The sequence below is a fragment of the Paraburkholderia sp. C35 genome (genome assembly GCF_003121405.1).
Classification (GTDB): Bacteria; Pseudomonadota; Gammaproteobacteria; order Burkholderiales; family Burkholderiaceae; genus Paraburkholderia.
The window spans coordinates 1-18956 of the sequence record NZ_QBUY01000098.1; the positions used below are offsets into that span (position 1 = coordinate 1).

At 61.9% G+C, this 18956-nt stretch carries 16 protein-coding genes; 13 read left to right on the forward strand and 3 right to left on the reverse strand.

The window, feature by feature from the left end; translation table 11 throughout:
* Positions 1 to 166: 166 nt before the first annotated feature.
* From queF to ilvA, 3 genes are read right to left on the reverse strand one after another with little or no spacing between them, the layout of a single operon-like run.
* Positions 167 to 991: an NADPH-dependent 7-cyano-7-deazaguanine reductase QueF gene (queF, locus tag DK391_RS35175; RefSeq protein ID WP_109482615.1), complete on the reverse strand. Its 825-nt coding sequence runs from the start codon at positions 989 to 991 to the stop codon at positions 167 to 169.
* The gene (locus DK391_RS35180) at positions 988 to 1890 is read right to left on the reverse strand and encodes a 5'-nucleotidase (RefSeq protein ID WP_109482616.1); all 903 of its coding nucleotides are present in this window, start codon (positions 1888 to 1890) and stop codon (positions 988 to 990) included. The genes queF and DK391_RS35180 overlap by 4 nt, the downstream gene beginning before the upstream one ends.
* 12 nt (positions 1891 to 1902) lie before the next feature.
* Entirely contained in the window at positions 1903 to 3426 is a 1524-nt protein-coding gene (gene ilvA, locus DK391_RS35185) for a threonine ammonia-lyase, biosynthetic (RefSeq protein ID WP_109482617.1), read from the reverse strand.
* Between the two features lie 594 nt (positions 3427 to 4020).
* Here ilvA and DK391_RS35195 point away from each other — a divergent pair.
* From DK391_RS35195 to clsB, 13 genes are all read left to right on the forward strand, one after another.
* Positions 4021 to 8067 (forward strand): FAD/FMN-binding oxidoreductase, encoded by a 4047-nt coding sequence (locus tag DK391_RS35195; RefSeq protein WP_109482618.1) that lies wholly within the window; start codon positions 4021 to 4023, stop codon positions 8065 to 8067.
* Between the two features lie 32 nt (positions 8068 to 8099).
* The gene (locus DK391_RS35200; RefSeq protein ID WP_109482619.1) at positions 8100 to 8528 is read left to right on the forward strand and encodes an HIT family protein; all 429 of its coding nucleotides are present in this window, start codon (positions 8100 to 8102) and stop codon (positions 8526 to 8528) included.
* A gap of 7 nt (positions 8529 to 8535) precedes the next feature.
* Complete coding sequence (locus DK391_RS35205; RefSeq protein ID WP_109482620.1) at positions 8536 to 8949, forward strand: DUF971 domain-containing protein; 414 nt, start codon at positions 8536 to 8538, stop codon at positions 8947 to 8949.
* Between the two features lie 75 nt (positions 8950 to 9024).
* The gene (gene ubiE, locus DK391_RS35210) at positions 9025 to 9756 is read left to right on the forward strand and encodes a bifunctional demethylmenaquinone methyltransferase/2-methoxy-6-polyprenyl-1,4-benzoquinol methylase UbiE (protein WP_109482621.1); all 732 of its coding nucleotides are present in this window, start codon (positions 9025 to 9027) and stop codon (positions 9754 to 9756) included.
* A 38-nt stretch (positions 9757 to 9794) separates the two neighbouring features.
* Complete coding sequence (locus DK391_RS35215; protein ID WP_109482622.1) at positions 9795 to 10784, forward strand: TIM44-like domain-containing protein; 990 nt, start codon at positions 9795 to 9797, stop codon at positions 10782 to 10784.
* A gap of 108 nt (positions 10785 to 10892) precedes the next feature.
* Positions 10893 to 11534, forward strand: a complete 642-nt coding sequence (locus DK391_RS35220; RefSeq protein ID WP_109482623.1) for an SCP2 sterol-binding domain-containing protein — start codon at positions 10893 to 10895, stop codon at positions 11532 to 11534.
* A 15-nt stretch (positions 11535 to 11549) separates the two neighbouring features.
* Positions 11550 to 13133: a ubiquinone biosynthesis regulatory protein kinase UbiB gene (ubiB, locus tag DK391_RS35225; protein WP_109482624.1), complete on the forward strand. Its 1584-nt coding sequence runs from the start codon at positions 11550 to 11552 to the stop codon at positions 13131 to 13133.
* Positions 13134 to 13167: 34 nt separating this feature from the next.
* On the forward strand, positions 13168 to 13812 hold the full coding sequence (locus DK391_RS35230; protein ID WP_109482625.1) for a thiopurine S-methyltransferase: 645 nt from the start codon (positions 13168 to 13170) through the stop codon (positions 13810 to 13812).
* A gap of 138 nt (positions 13813 to 13950) precedes the next feature.
* Complete coding sequence (locus DK391_RS35235; RefSeq protein WP_109482626.1) at positions 13951 to 14319, forward strand: FmdB family zinc ribbon protein; 369 nt, start codon at positions 13951 to 13953, stop codon at positions 14317 to 14319.
* Between the two features lie 67 nt (positions 14320 to 14386).
* Entirely contained in the window at positions 14387 to 15043 is a 657-nt protein-coding gene (locus tag DK391_RS35240) for a DUF502 domain-containing protein (protein WP_109482627.1), read from the forward strand.
* 72 nt (positions 15044 to 15115) lie between these two features.
* Positions 15116 to 16915, forward strand: a complete 1800-nt coding sequence (gene aspS, locus DK391_RS35245) for an aspartate--tRNA ligase (protein ID WP_109482628.1) — start codon at positions 15116 to 15118, stop codon at positions 16913 to 16915.
* Positions 16916 to 17077: 162 nt separating this feature from the next.
* Positions 17078 to 17554, forward strand: coding sequence for a dihydroneopterin triphosphate diphosphatase (gene nudB, locus DK391_RS35250; RefSeq protein ID WP_109482629.1), 477 nt, complete (start codon positions 17078 to 17080; stop codon positions 17552 to 17554).
* On the forward strand, positions 17551 to 18810 hold the full coding sequence (gene clsB / locus DK391_RS35255; RefSeq protein WP_109482630.1) for a cardiolipin synthase ClsB: 1260 nt from the start codon (positions 17551 to 17553) through the stop codon (positions 18808 to 18810). Before nudB ends, clsB begins: the two co-directional genes overlap by 4 nt.
* Positions 18811 to 18956 lie beyond the last annotated feature (146 nt).

Consider the following 18956-nt stretch of genomic DNA (forward strand, 5'->3'; position numbering starts at 1 on the left):
GTTCAGCGGCTTTCTTTTGCCTACTTTTCTTTGCCGCGGCAAAGAAAAGTAGGTGCTGCCCCGCACAGGGGCGACGCCTGAAGCACCAACACCAAAACGCGGACGCCATCGACAAGCAAAAGCAAACCACCAAATAGCGTCGCAGACAGCATCCACAAAAAAAACCTTACTGCCTTGCAGTCCGCAAATTATCCGGCATCGGCAGATTAAAGTTAGTGCGGAACGGATTGATATCAAGCCCACCGCGCCGCGTATATCGCGCATAAACAGCCAACTTCACAGGCTGACAAACCTTCATCACATCAAGAAAAATCTTCTCGACGCACTGCTCGTGAAATCCAGTGTGATTTCGATAAGAAATAATGTACCGCAGCAGAGAAGCGTGATCGATCTGCGGCCCGACGTAATGAATCTGCACCGAACCCCAATCAGGCTGCCCGGTAACGGGACAATTCGACTTCAAAAGATTGGACACCAAAGTTTCTTCGGTAGGCGCTTCATCAAGCGCAGCCTTGAGCAAAGAAGCATCTGGCTGATAAACATCCGTATCAAGATCGAGCCGATCCAGCGAAGTCCCTTCGAACTCATCCAGCGCGAGCTTGGAAAACTCCGCCGGCGGATAAAGATGCAACGACACCGATGACCCACAAGCAGCAGACACATCGCGCTTGATGGTGTCACGCACGGTCTCGATCGAATCGAACGCAGTCTGCGCAAACGACCCAAGATAAAGCTTGAACGACTTCGACTCGACGATATTCGGCGATTCCGCAGGAATAAAGAAAGTCGCAATCGCGATCTGCGGCTTGCCGCGCGCATTGAGCCACGACAGCTCGTAAGCGTTCCAGATGTCAGTGCCGAAGAACGGCAGCGCCGCTCCAATGCCGATCTGCTCGCGCGCATTCTTGCGCGCAATCGGAAACAGCAAGGAGGCGTCGTATTGCTCGGTGTAGCTGGACGGCTTGCCCAGCGGAGATTGTTCGGGTGTCATGATGCGTTCACGATGCCACTCAGGACATGCCCGATCGCTGTCACGTCACGGGCCGATTCGCAGTGGCGAATTTGGTCGTCGAAGAAAAAGTCCGGCTCGAACTCGCGCAAAAATGCGCTCTTGTCCAGCCCGCCAAGAAACATCGCTTCGTCGATTTCGATGTTCCAGGCCATCAAGGTACGGATTGCCCGCTCATGCGCGGGCGCCGAACGCGCCGTCACCAGCGCAGTGCGAATGTGCATCGGCGCGGCTGCGTCGGCCAGCGTCTGCAAGCGGTGCAATGCCTGCAGCAAAGGCTTTAAAGGTCCATCGGCAAGCGGCAAATCCTTGTTGTCGATCTCGTGACCGACGAACGCCCGCAAGCCATCTTTCTGAAACACGCGCTCCGCTTCGTCGGAAAACAGCACGGCGTCGCCGTCGAAGGCAATGCGGATTTCGTCCGGGTACTTGCTCGCCATTTTCGCCGATTCAGGCAACACGCGTGCAGCCGGGAATCCTGCCGCGAGCGCGTCGCGCACGTCGTCCTGATTCGCCGACAGAAACAGCGACGCATTCAACGGCTTCAGATACGCGAATGGCGCGCGTCCACGCGTGAACACGCCGCGCTCGATCGACAGTCCATACTCCTGGCACGACTTGAACGCGCGCAAGCCGCTGATGGGATCGCTGCGCGACAGGATCACCACTTCCACACGATGCTCGCCCGCATTCAACGCGAGCAGCTTGCGAATCAGCGGAAACGCGACGCCCGGTTTGGCCGGCACGTTCAGCCGCTCGCGTTGCAACGTCTCATACGCGCGCAGATTGCCATCCTCGTACACGCGGTTCTCTTCCTCGAAATCGAACAGCGCGCGCGAGGAAATCGCCACCACCAGTTTGTCGTCTAGCGAAAAGGCCATCCGTTTGCGCGGTTAGCCGAGGAACAGTCGATACACCGGATTCGCCGTCTCTTCCCAATACGGATAGCCGAGCGTTGCGAGGAAACGCGCAAATTCGGCATCTTCCGCCGACGGAACCTGAATGCCGACGAGAATCGAACTGTAGTCGGCGCCCTGATTCCGATAGTGGAACAGGCTGATATTCCAGTTCGGCGCCATCGACGACAGGAATTTCATCAGTGCGCCCGGCCGCTCCGGAAACTCGAAGCGGAACAGACGTTCGTTGTGCGCGAGCGGCGAGCGTCCGCCGACCATGTAGCGGATATGCTGCTTCGACAGTTCGTCGCCGGTGAGATCGACGGTGGCGAAGTTGTGCGCCTCGAACGCGCCCTTGATCTGCGCCGACTCGCTGCGGTTGCGGATCTGCACGCCAACGAAGATATGGGCGCACGACGAGTCCGCAATCCGGTAATTGAACTCGGTGACGCTGCGCGTGCCGACCAGTTCGCAGAAGCGCTTGAAGCTGCCGCGCTCTTCGGGAATCGTCACCGCGAACACGGCTTCACGCGATTCACCGACTTCCGCGCGCTCCGCGACGAAGCGCATCCGATCGAAATTCATGTTCGCGCCGGACGTGACCGCGATCAGCGTCTGGTTCTCGATCCCTTCGCGTTCCGCATACTGCTTCGCGCCCGCGACGGCCAGCGAACCGGCCGGTTCCAGCACGCTGCGCGTGTCCTGGAAGACGTCCTTGATCGCGGCGCACAGTGCATCCGTATTCACCGTCAGCACGTCGTCGAGATATTGCTGGCAGAGGCGGAACGTCTCTTCGCCGACCAGCTTCACCGCCGTGCCGTCCGAGAACAGGCCGACTTCGTTCAGCGTCACGCGCTCGCCCGCCTTCAGCGATTGCGCCATCGCACACGAATCTTCCGTCTGCACGCCGATCACCTTGATCTCGGGGCGCACCGATTTCACGTACGCGGCAATGCCCGCCGCCAGACCGCCGCCGCCGATCGGCACGAAGATCGCGTGGATCGGCCCTTGGTGCTGACTCAGCACTTCCATTGCCACCGTGCCCTGGCCGGCGATCACGTATTCGTCGTCGAACGGATGCACGAAGGTCAGGCCGTGCTGCTCCTGCAACTTGACGGCATGGGCGTAGGCGTCGCTATACGATTCGCCCGATTGCACCACTTCGACCGTCGGGCCGCCGTGTGCGCGTACGGCATCGACCTTCACTTGCGGCGTCGTCACGGGCACCACGATGGTCGCCTTGATTCCCATGCGCGCCGCCGACAACGCGACGCCCTGCGCATGATTGCCTGCCGAAGCCGTAATCACACCGCGCGCGAGCGCGTCGGCGGGAATGTGCGCCATCTTGTTGTACGCACCGCGCAGCTTGAACGAGAAGACGGGCTGGTTGTCTTCGCGCTTCAGGTAAATGGGGATGCGCAGCCGTGCGGACAGATTCCGCGCATGTTCGAGTTCGGTCTCACGCGCGACGTCGTAGACGCGGGCGGTGAGGATTGTCTTCAGGTAGTCGTGGGATGCCATGCGGATCACGCGCAATGCGCCATTTCGGACGGGAAAAGATCAATGATAGCGCCAACCGCCCGTCCGGACGCACCTGATCCGGGATTCATCCGATTGCCTTTGCTTTATCGGTGAGCTGAACCAGCCGACCGGACGGTCGAAAGTTCCGGCTCAATCCCCAGGCGGCTGCGCTGCATTCCGGGTGCGTCGCCGGCGGGCATTTTCGTGGCGATTTCTGGCAAGCCAAGCCGCAAAGGCTTGTCGCGCGGACATTCAGCCGTCAACGTCCGGGTGAATCATGCGGTAGAATCCTATTTTGGAACAAGGATCGGAAGATGCATTGGCAGCCTCGATTCGCCCACTTGATGCCCGTACCGCGTGAGTCTCGACCCGCGGCGCAGCGGCACGTGCGGCATGCACGATCGTGTAGCTGTCTCTGAGCGCCCGCGAGGCGACCGGTCACCCACGTTCCAGCCATATCCCCGGCGATCCCGGGCGCTGGCCCCCCGGTTGCGGCTTCGCACACTAGAAAGATTTCCAGCATTGCGCCCCACGCGCACTGTCAGCGGGCCTCAGCGATGAGCGCGCGCCGCTGACCTACCGAGTCGTCCAAACATGAACGCACCTCAAGTTTTCGATCCGCACGGCGCCGCCGCCACCGTTGCCGCCGACGCTGAACCGCGCCTGCGCGAAATCCCGTACAACTACACGTCGTTCTCCGACCGCGAAATCGTCATTCGCCTGCTCGGCGACGAAGCGTGGGCTGCCCTCGACGAACTGCGCAATGAACGCCGTACCGGCCGCTCGGCGCGCATGCTGTATGAAGTGCTCGGCGATATCTGGGTCGTGCGCCGCAATCCTTACCTGCAGGACGATCTGCTCGACAACCCGAAGCGCCGCGCGCTACTGATCGAAGCGCTGAATCACCGTCTGACCGAAATCGAAAAGCGCCGTCGCGCCGACCTCGTCGAACATGGCGATGAAGCGGGCGTCGACCGTGCCGCGCGTGTTGAAACGCTGGTTGCCGCTGCGCGCCGCGCGGTCGATGCGTTCGCCAGCGAGTTCGACAAGATGGCCGACCTGCGTCGCCGCGCGAACAAGGTGCTGGGCCGCCAGACGCAGAAGGACAACATTCGCTTCGACGGTATTGCGCGCGTTTCGCACGTGACGGACGCGACCGACTGGCGCGTCGAATATCCGTTCGTCGTGTTGACGCCGGATACGGAAGCCGAGATCGCCGGTTTGATCAAGGCGTGTTTCGAGCTCGGGCTGACCGTGATTCCGCGTGGAGGCGGCACGGGTTACACGGGCGGCGCAGTGCCGCTCACACCGTTCTCGGCTGTCATCAACACGGAAAAGCTGGAACAGCTTGGCGCCGTCGAACTGACGGAACTGCCGGGCGTCGCGCACAAGGTGCCGACCATTTTCTCGGGCGCGGGCGTGGTCACGCGCCGCGTGACGGAAGCTGCCGAGCACGCAGGCTATGTGTTCGCCGTCGATCCGACTTCGCTGGATGCATCGTGCATCGGTGGCAATGTCGCGATGAACGCGGGCGGCAAGAAGGCGGTGTTGTGGGGCACGGCGCTCGACAACCTCGCGTGGTGGCGCATGGTCGACCCGCAAGGCAACTGGCTCGAAGTCACGCGTCTCGACCATAACCTCGGCAAGATTCACGACATCGCCGTTGCGCGCTTCGAACTGAAGTGGTTCGACGGCGAATATGCGCCGGGCGAAAAGCTGTTGCGCACCGAACTGCTCGAAATCGAAGGCCGGCGTTTCCGCAAGGAAGGCCTCGGCAAGGACGTCACAGATAAATTCCTCGCGGGTCTGCCGGGCATCCAGAAGGAAGGCTGCGATGGTCTGATTACGTCTGCCCGCTGGGTGCTGCACAAGATGCCCGCGCATACGCGCACCGTCTGTCTGGAGTTCTTCGGCCAGGCGCGCGAGGCGATTCCGAGCATCGTCGAAATCAAGGACTATCTGTTCGAAACGTCGAAGCAGGGCGGCGCGATTCTCGCCGGCCTCGAGCATCTCGACGAGCGTTATCTGCGCGCCGTCGGTTACGCGACCAAGAGCAAGCGCAACGCGTTTCCGAAGATGGTGCTGATCGGCGATATCGTCGGTGACGATGCTGATGCTGTCGCGACGGCCACGTCGGAAGTGATCCGTATGGCCAACGGCAAGAGCGGCGAAGGCTTTGTCGCCGTCAGCGCCGAGGCACGCAAGCGCTTCTGGCTCGACCGCAGCCGCACGGCGGCAATCGCGAAGCACACCAACGCGTTCAAGATCAACGAAGACGTCGTGATTCCGCTCAATCGCATGGGCGAGTACACGGACGGCATCGAGCGCATCAACATCGAGCTGTCGATCAAGAACAAGCTGCAACTGGTTGATGCGCTCGAAGCGTTCTTCAAGAGCGGCAAGCTGCCGCTCGGCAAGAGCGACGACGCGAATGAAATCCCGAGTGCCGAACTGCTCGAAGATCGCGTGCATCAGGCGCTCGACATGCTCGGCCATGTGAAGAAGCGCTGGGAATTCCTGCGCGACAAGCTCGATCTGTCGTTGCGTGAAGCGCAGCACTATCTGGTCGGCCTCGGCTACGAAGGGCTCGCGGAAAAATTCGCGGATCGCGTCGATGTTCAGCCGGACGCGAACGTGTTTCATATCGTCCAAGACCGCACGGTGCGCGTGTCGTGGAAGCAGGAAATCCGCGCGGAACTGCGTCAGATTTTCAACGGCGGCGAGTTCAAGCCGATCCTCGACGAAGCGCAGGCTATCCATAAGCAGGTGCTGCGCGGCCGCGTGTTCGTCGCGCTCCACATGCACGCGGGCGACGGCAACGTTCATACGAACATTCCCGTCAACTCCGATAACTACGAGATGCTGCAGGACGCGCACGTCGCCGTCGCGCGCATCATGAAGCTTGCGCGTTCGCTGGATGGCGTGATTTCCGGCGAGCACGGCATCGGCATTACGAAGCTCGAATTCCTGACGGAAGAGGAAATCGGCGAATTCCGCGCGTACAAGCAGCGCGTCGATCCGGAAGGGCGCTTCAACAAGGGCAAGCTGCTCGAAGGCGCGGACTTGCGCAACGCGTACACGCCGTCGTTCGGGCTGATGGGTTATGAATCGCTGATCATGCAGCAGTCCGATATCGGCGCAATCGCCGATTCGGTGAAGGACTGCCTGCGCTGCGGCAAGTGCAAGCCGGTGTGCGCGACGCACGTGCCGCGCGCAAACCTGCTGTACAGCCCGCGTAACAAGATTCTCGCCACGTCGCTGCTGGTCGAGGCGTTCCTGTACGAAGAACAGACGCGCCGCGGCGTGTCGATCAAGCATTGGGACGAGTTCAACGATGTCGCCGATCACTGCACCGTCTGCCACAAGTGCGTGACGCCGTGCCCGGTGAAGATCGACTTCGGCGATGTCACGATGAACATGCGCAACCTGCTGCGCAAGATGGGCAAGAAGAAGTTCAACGCGGGCAACGCGGCGGGCATGTTCTTCCTGAACGCGACCAATCCGCAGACCATCAACCTCGCGCGTACCGCGATGATGGGCGTCGGCTACAAGGCACAACGCCTTGGCAACGACGTGCTGAAGAAGTTCGTCAAGAAGCAGACGGCGCATCCGCCCGCGACGACGGGCCGCCCGCCCGTGGTCGAGCAGGTGATCCACTTCGTCAACAAGAAGATGCCGGGCAACCTGCCGAAGAAGACGGCGCGCGCGTTGCTCGACATCGAAGACAACAAGATCGTGCCGATCATCCGCAACCCGAAGACGACGACCGTCGATTCGGAAGCGGTGTTCTACTTCCCCGGCTGCGGTTCGGAGCGTCTGTTCTCGCAGGTCGGTCTCGCCACGCAGGCGATGTTGTGGGAAGCGGGCGTGCAGACGGTGCTGCCGCCGGGTTATCTGTGCTGCGGCTATCCGCAGCGCGGCTCGGGCCAGTTCGACAAGGCCGAGCAGATCGTCACGGATAACCGCGTGCTGTTCCACCGCGTCGCGAATACGCTGAATTATCTCGACATCAAGACCGTGGTGGTGTCGTGCGGCACGTGTTACGACCAGCTGGCCGGCTACGAATTCGAGAAGATTTTCCCGGGATGCCGGATTATCGACATCCACGAATTCCTGCTGGAGAAGGGCATCAAGCTCGACGGCGTGAAGGGTACGCGCTACATGTATCACGACCCTTGCCACACGCCGATCAAGACGATCGACCCGGTCAAGCTGGTCAACGAACTGATGGGTGCCGAGAAGATCGACGGCTACAAGATCGAGAAGAACGATCGTTGCTGCGGCGAGTCGGGCACGCTGGCGGTCACGCGTCCGGATATTTCGACGCAGGTGCGCTTCCGCAAGGAAGAGGAAATCCGCAAGGGTGCGGCGAAGCTGCGCGGTATTCCCGTGGTCGCCGATGCGAACGGCCCGCAGCCGAATGGTGCAGCGAGCGGCGCAACCACCGACGCACCCGCCGACGTCAAGATCCTGACCAGCTGCCCGTCGTGCCTGCAAGGCCTGTCGCGTTACAACGAAGACGCGAGCGTCGAAGCGGACTATATCGTTGTCGAAATCGCACGCAACGTGCTCGGCGAGAACTGGATGGCCGACTATGTACAGCGTGCGAACAATGGCGGAATCGAGCGCGTGCTGGTCTAATGGCGCGATAAAGGTTCCGTTCGAGGACGACGATGGACTGTATCTTCTGCCGTGAAGACGGTGGCGATGTACTGTGGCAGGACGACACCTTGCGTGTCGTCCTCGCTGACGAACACGACTACCCCGGTTTTTGCCGCGTGATCTGGAACAGGCATGTGGCCGAATTTTCCGATCTGGGCGACGGCGAGCGCGACCGCGTGATGCGTGTCGTGTACGCCGTCGAGCGCGCAATGCGGCGCATCCTCCAACCCGTCAAGGTGAACCTGGCGAGCCTCGGCAATCAGGTGCCGCACGTGCACTGGCATGTGATCCCCCGGTTCTCCAACGACGCGCATTTCCCGCTGCCCATCTGGGCGCCGCGCCAGCGCACGGTGTCCGAGGCGATGCTGTCGCAACGGCGCGCGCAGGCCACCTTGCTGCGCGAAGCGGTACGCGGCGAAATCGAACACGCTCTCGCCTGAGGTCATCATGAGTGGATTGAAACCCGACACGCCGGTGCCTACCGGCGTCGTCGTTCATGCCGTATCGCGCGTGCTCGAACTGCAGTACGCGGACGGCAAGAGTTACCGCGTGCCGTTCGAACTGATGCGCGTGTTGTCGCCATCGGCGGAAGTGCGTGGTCACGGTCCCGGCCAGGAAACGCTGCAGACGGGCAAGCGCGAGGTGTCGATTACGGCGCTGGAAGGCGTCGGCAATTACGCGCTACAACCGACTTTTTCGGACGGCCACAATACGGGTATCTATTCGTGGGATCTGCTGTGGGAACTCGCGACCCGTCAGGACGAACTCTGGGCGGAATATTTCGACAAACTGAAGGCGGCAGGCGTCGACCGGGATGCGCCGATGCCCGTATCCGGTCCTGCGCACGGCCATAGACACTGATACGATGCGCGGCCAACCGCCCGTCGCTGGATGCGACGCAACAATTTCTCAGAATACGCGAAAGGACGAAGCGCGATGACCAAAACCCACTTCGGCTATCAGACAGTCGACGAACAGGAAAAAGCGAAGAAAGTGGCCGGTGTGTTCCACTCGGTCGCCTCCAACTATGACCTGATGAACGACCTGATGTCGGGCGGGATGCACCGCGCATGGAAGGCGTTCACCATCGCGCAGGCCAACGTGCGGCCGGGCTTCAAGGTGCTCGACATCGCGGGCGGCACGGGCGATCTGTCGATGGCGTTCGCGAAGCGGGCAGGCGAGACGGGCGAAGTCTGGCACACGGACATCAACGAATCGATGCTGCGCGTGGGCCGCGACCGGCTGATCGACAAGGGCGTGATCACGCCGACGCTGCTGTGCGACGCCGAAAAAATTCCGTTTCCGGACAACTACTTCGATGTGGTCACGGTGGCCTTCGGTCTGCGCAACATGACGCACAAGGACGCTGCGCTCGCCGAAATGCGCCGCGTGCTGAAACCGGCCGGGCGCCTGCTCGTGCTGGAATTTTCGAAAGTGTGGGACCCGCTCAAAAAAGCCTACGACGTCTATTCTTTTAAGGTACTGCCGTGGCTCGGCGAGCGTTTTGCGAAGGACGCCGAGAGCTATCGCTACCTCGCGGAATCGATCCGGATGCACCCGGATCAGGAAACTTTGAAGACGATGATGGAACAAGCTGGCCTCGATGCCGTCAAATATTACAATTTGTCAGCTGGCGTGGTAGCCTTGCATGTGGGGACGAAATACTGATGTCCCTAACCTCTCGTTTTTAAAAGGAAATTGAGAAAATGTCTGATTCGAATCTGTCATCTCGTTGTAAGGTTAAGGGGTCATGGGCGAGGAGAATCGGACTGATCGCGATGGTCGGGCTGATTTCGATCGGCACGCTGGCCTCGCTCGACGCCGAAGCAAAACGCATGGGCGGCGGCCGCAGTATCGGGCGTCAGTCGAACGTCACTCAGCCGACGCAGCAGTCGGCGCCGTCGCCTTCGCCCGGCGCTCCGTCGCAAGCCATGCAGCAGCAGCGTCCTGCTACGCCGCCGCCCACGCCGGCCGCACAGCCTAACCGCTCGCGCTGGCTCGGGCCGATCGCCGGTCTCGCGGCAGGTCTCGGTATCGCCGCGCTGCTGTCGCACTTCGGTCTTGGCGAAGCGTTCGCGGGCATGATGTCGAACCTGATCGTGATCGCGCTGATCGCGTTCGTCGCCGTGTGGCTGATCCGCAAGTTCGTTGCCCGCACGCGCGACGCACAGACGCCCGCGTATGCAGGCGGCGCGCCGACGCTGAACGTAGGCGGCACGGGCTACTCGCAGGAGCCGCGTTACACGGCGCCGCCGACGGGTTCGGACCTCAACCCGCAAGGCAATCCGCTGAGCACGCCTGAAGTCGCTGCGACGCCGGCCATCCCGGCGGGCTTCGATTCCGAGTCGTTCCTGCGCAACGCGAAGGTCTACTTCGTGCGCCTGCAGGCGGCATGGGACGCCGGCAATATCGACGATATCCGCGAGTTCACCACGCCTGAAATGTTCGCCGAAGTGCGCGTCGACCTGACCTCGCGCGGTGCCGACAAGAACCAGACCGACGTCGTGCAGCTCAACGCCGAACTGCTGGGCGTCGAGGATCGCGGCAGCGAGTATCTGGCGAGCGTGCGTTTCCACGGCCTGATCCGCGAAACCGCGGGCAGCGCGGCCGAGCCGTTCGAGGAAATCTGGAACCTGTCGAAGCGCAATGGCGAAGGCTGGCTGCTTGCGGGTATCCAGCAGGTGAACCATCACTGAATCCGTAAAGGATTAGCCGTTCGGCAGAGCCAGCCTCGAAGCGAACGGACGTTACAATAGGAACCCGCGTCGGCAGTCGCCGGCGCGGGTTTTCTCTTTCCACTGCCGATGACCCTTGCCGCCAAGCCCTTCGCTGCTGCCGTCAACCATCTGCTCGCTCGCGAAACGTGGGCGCGCGAACGTCTCACTCCGTACGCCGGCAAGACTGCGCGGCTATCCTGTCCTCCCGTCACGTTGATCCTGCTGGTCCAGCCGGACGGCTACCTGAGCGCCGTCGACGAAAGCGAAGCGCAGACATTCGACGTCACGGTCGCCGTGCCGTCTGACGCCGTGCCTGCCTTCCTGCAAGGCGGCCAGGCGGCGGTGATGAAGCACGTGAAGATCGAAGGCGATGCCGAGTTCGCCACCGTGATCGCGAAACTGGCCGAGCATCTGCGCTGGGAGCCGGAAGAAGATCTCGCAAAGCTGATCGGCGACGGCCCCGCGTGGCGGATTGCGACGGTGGCGCGTTCGGTCGGCGATCATGCGCTGCGCACGGGCCGCAATCTGCTCGATACGGTCGCCGAGTATCTGCTGGACGAAAACCCGCAACTCGTGCGCCGCACCGCGCTGGACGATTTCAACGCCGAGCTGGCGCGCGCTCGCGACGCGCTTGCGCGTGTCGAAAAGCGCGTCGAACGTCTCGAACAGAAGGTCGAAGCCCGCGGCGCAGGTGCGCCGGGCGCCGCCACGTCGCGCGGCACGCGCTAGTCACCGGGCTGAACCATGCGTTTTCTGCGTTTTCTCAAGATTTTCTTTACCGTCATCCGCTTCGGGCTGGATGAGATGATGCTGAGCCGCGTCAACGACCGGCGCGTGCGGCTGTTGCTGCGCATCACCACCATCGGCCGCAAGTTCGACCAGCCGCCCGGCGTGCGGCTGCGTCTTGCGCTCGAAAGCCTCGGGCCGATCTTCGTGAAGTTCGGTCAGGTGCTGTCCACGCGCCGCGATCTGCTGCGCCCCGACATCGCCAACGAACTCGCCAAGCTGCAGGATCAGGTGCCGCCGTTCGATTCGGCTGTCGCTATCTCCATCATCGAAAAGTCGCTGGGCGCGCCCGTCGATTCGATCTTCGACGACTTCGAGCGTGTGCCGGTGGCGAGCGCATCGATTGCGCAGGTTCACTTCGCGACCTTGAAGACGGGCCAGCATGCGGGCAAGCAGGTCGCCGTGAAGGTGCTGCGGCCGAACATGCTGCCCGTGATCGATTCCGATCTCGCGCTGCTGCGCGACATCGCCGTCTGGGCCGAACGCCTGTGGGCCGACGGGAAGCGTCTGAAGCCGCGTGAAGTGGTCGCCGAGTTCGACAAGTACCTGCACGACGAACTCGATCTGATGCGCGAAGCCGCCAATGGCAGCCAGCTGCGGCGCAACTTCGCGGGCCTCGATCTGCTGCTGGTGCCGGAGATGTATTGGGAGTTCTGCACCGCGAGCGTGCTCGTGATGGAACGAATGGTCGGCGTGCCGATCAGCCAGGTCGAGACGCTGCGCGCGGCGGGCGTCGATATTCCGAAGCTGGCGCGCGAAGGCGTGGAGATTTTCTTCACGCAGGTGTTCCGCGACGGCTTTTTCCACGCCGATATGCACCCGGGCAACATTCAGGTCAGTCTCGATCCGGCGCATTTCGGGCGTTATATCGCGCTCGATTTCGGCATCATCGGCGCGCTCTCGGACTTCGATAAGAATTATCTCGCGCAGAACTTTCTCGCGTTCTTCAAGCGCGACTATCACCGGGTGGCGACGCTGCATCTGGAGTCGGGCTGGGTGCCGCCCACGACGCGCGTCGAAGAACTGGAAAGCGCGATCCGCGCAGTCTGCGAGCCGTATTTCGACCGCGCGCTGAAGGATATTTCGCTTGGTCAGGTGCTGATGCGTCTGTTCTCGACATCGCGCCGCTTCAATGTCGAAATCCAGCCGCAACTGGTGCTGCTGCAGAAGACGATGCTGAACGTCGAAGGGCTGGGACGTTCGCTCGATCCCGAACTCGACTTGTGGAAAACCGCCAAGCCGTACCTCGAACGCTGGATGAACGAACAGATCGGCGTGAAGGGCTGGTACGAACGGCTGAAGATCGAGGCGCCGCAATGGAGCAAGACGCTCCCGCAACTGCCCCGGCTGATTCATCATGCGCTCGCGCAGCGTCACGACGCGCAGCAGCGCGGCATCAACGACGAAACCATCCGTCAGATCCTGATCGAACAGAAGCGCACGAACCGGCTGCTGCAAGGTTTGCTGATGTTCGGCGTGGCCGTGGGCGTCGGCGCCGTGCTCGCGCGCGCCTGGCTCGCGATTGCATACGGCGGTTATTGACCGAACGAGTGAACGCGTTAAACGAGGTGCACCCATGAGCGACACGAGGCCGACCGTCCCGCCCACCGCGCTAGAGTTCGAAAGCCGCGACCCGAACGCACCCGGCTTCTGGGATGAGCGTTTCGATCGCGGTTTCACACCGTGGGATCAGGCGGGCGTGCCGTCGGCGTTCAAGACCTTTGTCGAACGCCACGCGCCACTGTCCACGCTGATTCCCGGCTGCGGCAGCGCGTATGAAGCATGGTGGCTCGCGGAAAAGGGCTGGACGCTCCGCGCCATCGACTTCGCGACGAGTGCCGTCGAAGCCGCCCGCACACAGCTCGACAATCACGCGAACCTGGTCGAGCAGGCGGACTTCTTCACCTACCAACCGCCTTTCGAGCCCGGCTGGATCTACGAGCGGGCGTTCTTGTGCGCGCTGCCGCCGGCGCGGCGCGCGGACTGGCTCGCGCGCATGGCCGCACTGTTGCCTGCGGGCGGCCTGCTTGCCGGTTTCTTTTTCATCGGCGAAGGTCCACGCAAAGGGCCGCCGTTCATCATCGAGCGCGCCGAACTCGACGCGCTGCTGACGCCACAGTTCGAACTGCTCGAAGACGAGCCTGTCAGCGACTCGATTCCCGTGTTCGCGGGCCGGGAACGCTGGCTGACCTGGCGCCGCCGCGCCGCAGCAAGGGCTTGATAGCCGATCCTGCCGCCCTCATCTGCAAGAATGGCGGTTGCGCCCGCCTTCCTCCCCGAATTCCGGGGCGTGCAATTGTTTGCGGCTATAATTCAAGGCTTTGCAAGCGTTCTAAGAGATTCCAGTAGGGACAAGTTCATGCCGATCTACGCTTATCGTTGCGAGTCATGCGGCTTCGCGAAGGACGTGCTCCAGAAAATGAGCGACGCCCCGTTGACGCAATGCCCGGAGTGCGGAACCGATGCATTCCGCAAGCAGGTTACCGCCGCCGGCTTTCAGCTGAAGGGCTCGGGCTGGTACGTCACGGACTTCCGCGGCGGCAGTTCAGCCAGCAACAAGGCCAATAATTCGGGCGGCGCTTCCAGCAATGGCTCCGACGCGACGGCCGCCAAAACGGAAAGCAAGCCGGACACGGCTTCTTCCGACAGCACAGCCTCCACGAGCACGCCGGCCGCAGCGCCGGCAGCCGCGCCCGCACCCGCTTCCACGGGCAGCTCGGGCAGCTAGCAGTTTCGCCACCGCAAGGTGACGTAGACGCCGCGCAAGGGGTTCGCGCGGATTTCTGGCGGTACACATGACGACGAAAACGACGACGCTCAAATCGGTGTTCCTGACTGGCCTGCTGGTGCTGGTGCCTCTTGCCATCACGCTGTGGGTGCTCGGCCTGATCATCGGCACGATGGATCAGACGCTGTTGCTATTGCCCCGCTCGTGGCAACCGGAGCGGCTGCTCGGCTTCCGTCTGCCCGGCCTCGGCGCCGTGTTGACACTTGCTTTCATTTTTGTTGTCGGGCTATTGACTCAGAACTTCGTTGGGCAGAAGCTGGTCGGCTGGTGGGAACTGATCGTCGCGCGGATTCCCGTGGTCGGCCCGATCTACACCAGCGTCAAGCAGGTGTCCGACACGCTGCTGTCGTCGAGCGGGAACGCGTTCCGTAAGGCGTTGCTGATCGAATATCCGCGCAAGGGGTCTTACACTATCGGGTTTCTGACGGGTATTCCCGGCGGCGACGTCGTCAACCACCTCAAGGAAGATCACGTCAGCGTCTACGTGCCGACCACGCCGAATCCGACGTCCGGCTTCTTCCTGATGGTGCCGAAAAGCGAAGTAATCGAGCTCGACATGACCGTCGACGCCGCACTCAAGTACATCGTCTCGATGGGCGTGGTTGCTCCGCCCGTTAATCAGCCGGCGCCGGAGCGCCGCACACCCGTCGAGCCACCGCTGTAATGCCGGCGCGCGCCGCCTGCCACAAGCTGCAGCGCACGCCGTTCAACCAATGCATAACGAAAGACAAACATCATGTCGATGAGATCTGAATACTGCGGTCTGGTGACCGAACACCTGCTGGGTCAAACCGTGTCGCTGTGCGGCTGGGTGAGCCGGCGCCGCGACCATGGCGGCGTTATCTTCATCGACCTGCGCGATCGCGAAGGCCTCGTTCAGGTCGTTTGCGACCCGGACCGCGCTGAGATGTTCAAGACGGCCGAAGGCGTGCGCAACGAGTTCTGCGTCCAGGTGAAGGGCGTCGTGCGCAACCGTCCGGAAGGCACGACCAACGCTGCGCTGAAGAGCGGCAAGATCGAAGTGCTGTGCCACGAACTGGTCGTGCTGAACGCATCCGTCACGCCGCCGTTCCAGCTCGACGACGACAACCTGTCGGAAACCACGCGTCTCACGCACCGCGTGCTCGACCTGCGCCGTCCGCAGATGCAGCACAACCTGCGTCTGCGCTACCGCGTGGCGATGGAAGTGCGCAAGTATCTCGACTCGCGCGGCTTTATCGACATCGAAACGCCGATGCTGACCAAGAGCACGCCGGAAGGCGCGCGCGATTACCTCGTGCCGTCGCGTACCAACGCGGGCCAGTTCTTCGCGCTGCCGCAATCGCCGCAGCTCTTCAAGCAGCTGCTGATGGTCGCGAACTTCGACCGTTACTACCAGATCACCAAGTGCTTCCGCGACGAAGACCTGCGCGCCGACCGTCAGCCGGAATTCACGCAGATCGACTGCGAAACGTCGTTCCTGACCGAGCAGGAAATCCGTGACCTGTTCGAAGACATGACGCGTCACGTCTTCAAGGAAACGATCGGCGTTGAACTGGACGCGAAGTTTGCCGTGATGCCGTATTCGGAAGCGATGAGCCGTTTCGGTTCGGACAAGCCGGACCTGCGCGTCAAGCTCGAATTCACGGAACTGACGGACGCCATGCGCGACGTCGACTTCAAGGTGTTCAGCACGCCCGCCAACACGAAGGACGGCCGTGTCGCAGCACTGCGCGTGCCGAAGGGCGCGGAACTGTCGCGTGGCGATATCGACAGCTACACGGAATTCGTGCGCATCTACGGCGCGAAGGGTCTGGCGTGGATCAAGGTCAACGAAGTGGCGAAGGGCCGTGACGGCCTGCAAAGCCCGATCGTCAAGAACCTGCACGACGCGTCGATCGCCGCGATCATCGAGCGCACGGGCGCGCAAGACGGCGACATCATTTTCTTCGCGGCAGACCGCGCGAAGGTCGTCAACGACAGCCTCGGCGCGCTGCGCCTGAAGATCGGCCATTCGGAATTCGGCAAGGCCAACGGTCTGGTCGAAACGGGCTGGAAGCCGCTGTGGGTCGTCGACTTCCCGATGTTCGAATACGACGAAGAAGAAAACCGCTACGTCGCAGCTCACCACCCGTTCACGAGCCCGAAGGACGAGCACCTCGAGTATCTGGAAACGGATCCGGGCCGCTGCCTCGCGAAGGCGTATGACATCGTGCTGAACGGCTGGGAAATCGGCGGCGGCTCGGTGCGTATTTTCCAGGAAGACGTGCAGAGCAAGGTGTTCCGCGCGCTGAAGATCGGCGCGGAAGAAGCGCGTCTGAAGTTCGGCTTCCTGCTCGACGCGCTGCAATACGGCGCGCCGCCGCACGGTGGTATCGCGTTCGGTCTGGACCGTATCGTGACCATGATGGCAGGCGCCGATTCGATCCGCGACGTGATCGCGTTCCCGAAGACGCAGCGCGCGCAGGATCTGCTCACGCAGGCACCGAGCGAAGTCGACGAGCGTCAATTGAAGGAACTGCACATCCGTCTGCGTCAGCCCGAGCAAAAGGCGTAAATGTGACCGTTTGCGCCGTGCGTCGTTAAAACAACGACGTATTGGCGAAACAACAGCGAAAAAGGCGCGTCATGCGCCTTTTTCGCTTTTTGCGTTACAGTCGCTGTAAGCTCTGCCGTCCGACATGTCATGGCGCACCACCGCGCCGCACCCGCTTTCACCATGCCGAAACCGCCGAAGATTCCGGAATCCGTACTCGTCGTCATTCATACGCCCGAACTCGATGTGCTGCTCATCGAACGGGCCGACCGGGAGGCGTTCTGGCAATCCGTGACGGGTTCGAAAGAGCACGCCGGGGAACCGCTGTTGGAAACCGCGATCCGCGAAGTGGCGGAAGAGACGGGCATCGTGGTCGGCGGCGAGATCGTGCCGCGTGAGGCGCTGGTCGACTGGCATCATCAGATCGAGTTCGAGATCTTCCCGACGTGGCGTCATCGTTATGCGGAAGGCGTCACGCACAACACCGAGCACTGGTTCGGCCTGCAGGTGCCGCAGCGTCTCGAAGTGACGCTCGCACCGCTCGAACACACGTCGCATCTGTGGCTGCCTTGGCAGGAAGCGGCTGAACGCTGCTTCTCGTGGTCCAATCGCGACGCGATCCTGCAGTTGCCGCAGCGCGTGAAGGAGCCTCGCCGATGAGCGGCGGCCTGCGCCGCTTCGACCGGCTCACGGAACATCTGCCAGGCCGGCGCTACTGGTCCAGAGCGCGCTTTTGCTCGGGCAACTCGGTGCGACTCTTCAAGTCGGGCGACACGTATTTCGCCGCGCTGATCGAACGCATCGACGCCGCCAAAAACGAAGTCGCGCTCGAAACCTACATTTTTTGCGACGATGCCTCGGGCCATCCCGTGTCCGATGCGCTGATCCGCGCCGCCTCGCGCGGCGTGCGCGTGCGCGTGATCACGGACGGCGTCGGCACCGATCGTCTGCCGATGTTCAACGACTGGCAGGCCGCCGGCATCGAGCATCGCATCTATAACCCGCATATCTTTGGCCGCTTTGGCTTCTCGCGCACGCATCGCAAGCTCGCCGTCGTCGATGATCAGTTCGGGTATTGCGGCGGCATCAATGTCGTCGATGACTTCGATCAGAACGGCACGCGTCTGCCGTTTGCGCGCTGGGATTTTGCCGTCGAACTGGAAGGCCCCGTGGTCGCCGACGTGCAGGAAGCGTTCGATGTGCAGTGGGAACGTATCCGTATCGGCCATCGTCCGGCGCTGGTGCCGCCGCCCGTCGGCGGTGCGACGCCGCAGGCCGCCACCGCGCGTTTCGTGCGCGTGCGCCGCAGCACGCACCACGGCGACATGCGCGCGATGGCCGAGCCGTGCGTCGCGTTCGTCGCGCGTGACAACTTCGTTAACCGTCGTGCGATTGAGAAAGCGTATCTGACGGCGATCGGCCAGGCGCGCTCCGAAGTGCTGCTCGCCAATCCCTACTTCATGCCGGGGCGCAAGCTGCGCCGCGCGCTGATCTACGCGGCGCAGCGCGGCATCGACGTGCGTCTGGTGATCGGCAGGAAGGAATTCGCGATGCTCGATTACGCGGTGCCGTTCCTGTATCGCACGCTGCTCAAGGCGGGCGTGAAGATCGCCGAATACGAGAAGACCATGCTGCACGGCAAGGTCGCCGTGGTCGATTCGAACTGGGGAACCGTCGGCTCATCGAATCTCGATGCGCTCAGCCTGATGCTGAACAATGAGGCGAACGTCGTACTCGTTTTGCATCCGGAGATCGACCAGTTACGCAATTCGATCCTTTCGGCATTCGAGGAATCGCGGCGAATCGACGAAAAGCATTACGAAGCGCGCCCTGCCGGCGAGCGCTTGCTGAACTGGTTTGCCTACAACACTTACCGGATCGCGATGAAGCTATTGACCGTCGGTGGGTACGATTAAGAACGGATACAGAAAAGGCAGACAAAAGCCCATTCATAACACTCAATAATCAGAGACAACTCTCATCCGTTCCGGCAAATTATTCTAAAAATTCCGCATCGTCTGATAGTCGAATGACGGAAAATCCGAATGTAGTTAGAAACCCG

Coding starts and splice junctions, on each gene's coding strand:
- ilvA (WP_109482617.1), bottom strand. CDS start 3,426: ATGGCATCCCACGACTACCTGAAGACAATCCTCACCGCCCGCGTCTAC.
- DK391_RS35235 (WP_109482626.1), top strand. CDS start 13,951: ATGCCGATCTACGCTTATCGTTGCGAGTCATGCGGCTTCGCGAAGGAC.
- aspS (WP_109482628.1), top strand. CDS start 15,116: ATGTCGATGAGATCTGAATACTGCGGTCTGGTGACCGAACACCTGCTG.
- queF (WP_109482615.1), bottom strand. CDS start 991: ATGACACCCGAACAATCTCCGCTGGGCAAGCCGTCCAGCTACACCGAG.
- DK391_RS35200 (WP_109482619.1), top strand. CDS start 8,100: ATGGACTGTATCTTCTGCCGTGAAGACGGTGGCGATGTACTGTGGCAG.
- DK391_RS35220 (WP_109482623.1), top strand. CDS start 10,893: ATGACCCTTGCCGCCAAGCCCTTCGCTGCTGCCGTCAACCATCTGCTC.
- DK391_RS35230 (WP_109482625.1), top strand. CDS start 13,168: ATGAGCGACACGAGGCCGACCGTCCCGCCCACCGCGCTAGAGTTCGAA.
- clsB (WP_109482630.1), top strand. CDS start 17,551: ATGAGCGGCGGCCTGCGCCGCTTCGACCGGCTCACGGAACATCTGCCA.
- DK391_RS35180 (WP_109482616.1), bottom strand. CDS start 1,890: ATGGCCTTTTCGCTAGACGACAAACTGGTGGTGGCGATTTCCTCGCGC.
- DK391_RS35205 (WP_109482620.1), top strand. CDS start 8,536: ATGAGTGGATTGAAACCCGACACGCCGGTGCCTACCGGCGTCGTCGTT.
- ubiE (WP_109482621.1), top strand. CDS start 9,025: ATGACCAAAACCCACTTCGGCTATCAGACAGTCGACGAACAGGAAAAA.
- DK391_RS35215 (WP_109482622.1), top strand. CDS start 9,795: ATGTCTGATTCGAATCTGTCATCTCGTTGTAAGGTTAAGGGGTCATGG.
- DK391_RS35195 (WP_109482618.1), top strand. CDS start 4,021: ATGAACGCACCTCAAGTTTTCGATCCGCACGGCGCCGCCGCCACCGTT.
- DK391_RS35240 (WP_109482627.1), top strand. CDS start 14,387: ATGACGACGAAAACGACGACGCTCAAATCGGTGTTCCTGACTGGCCTG.
- nudB (WP_109482629.1), top strand. CDS start 17,078: ATGCCGAAACCGCCGAAGATTCCGGAATCCGTACTCGTCGTCATTCAT.
- ubiB (WP_109482624.1), top strand. CDS start 11,550: ATGCGTTTTCTGCGTTTTCTCAAGATTTTCTTTACCGTCATCCGCTTC.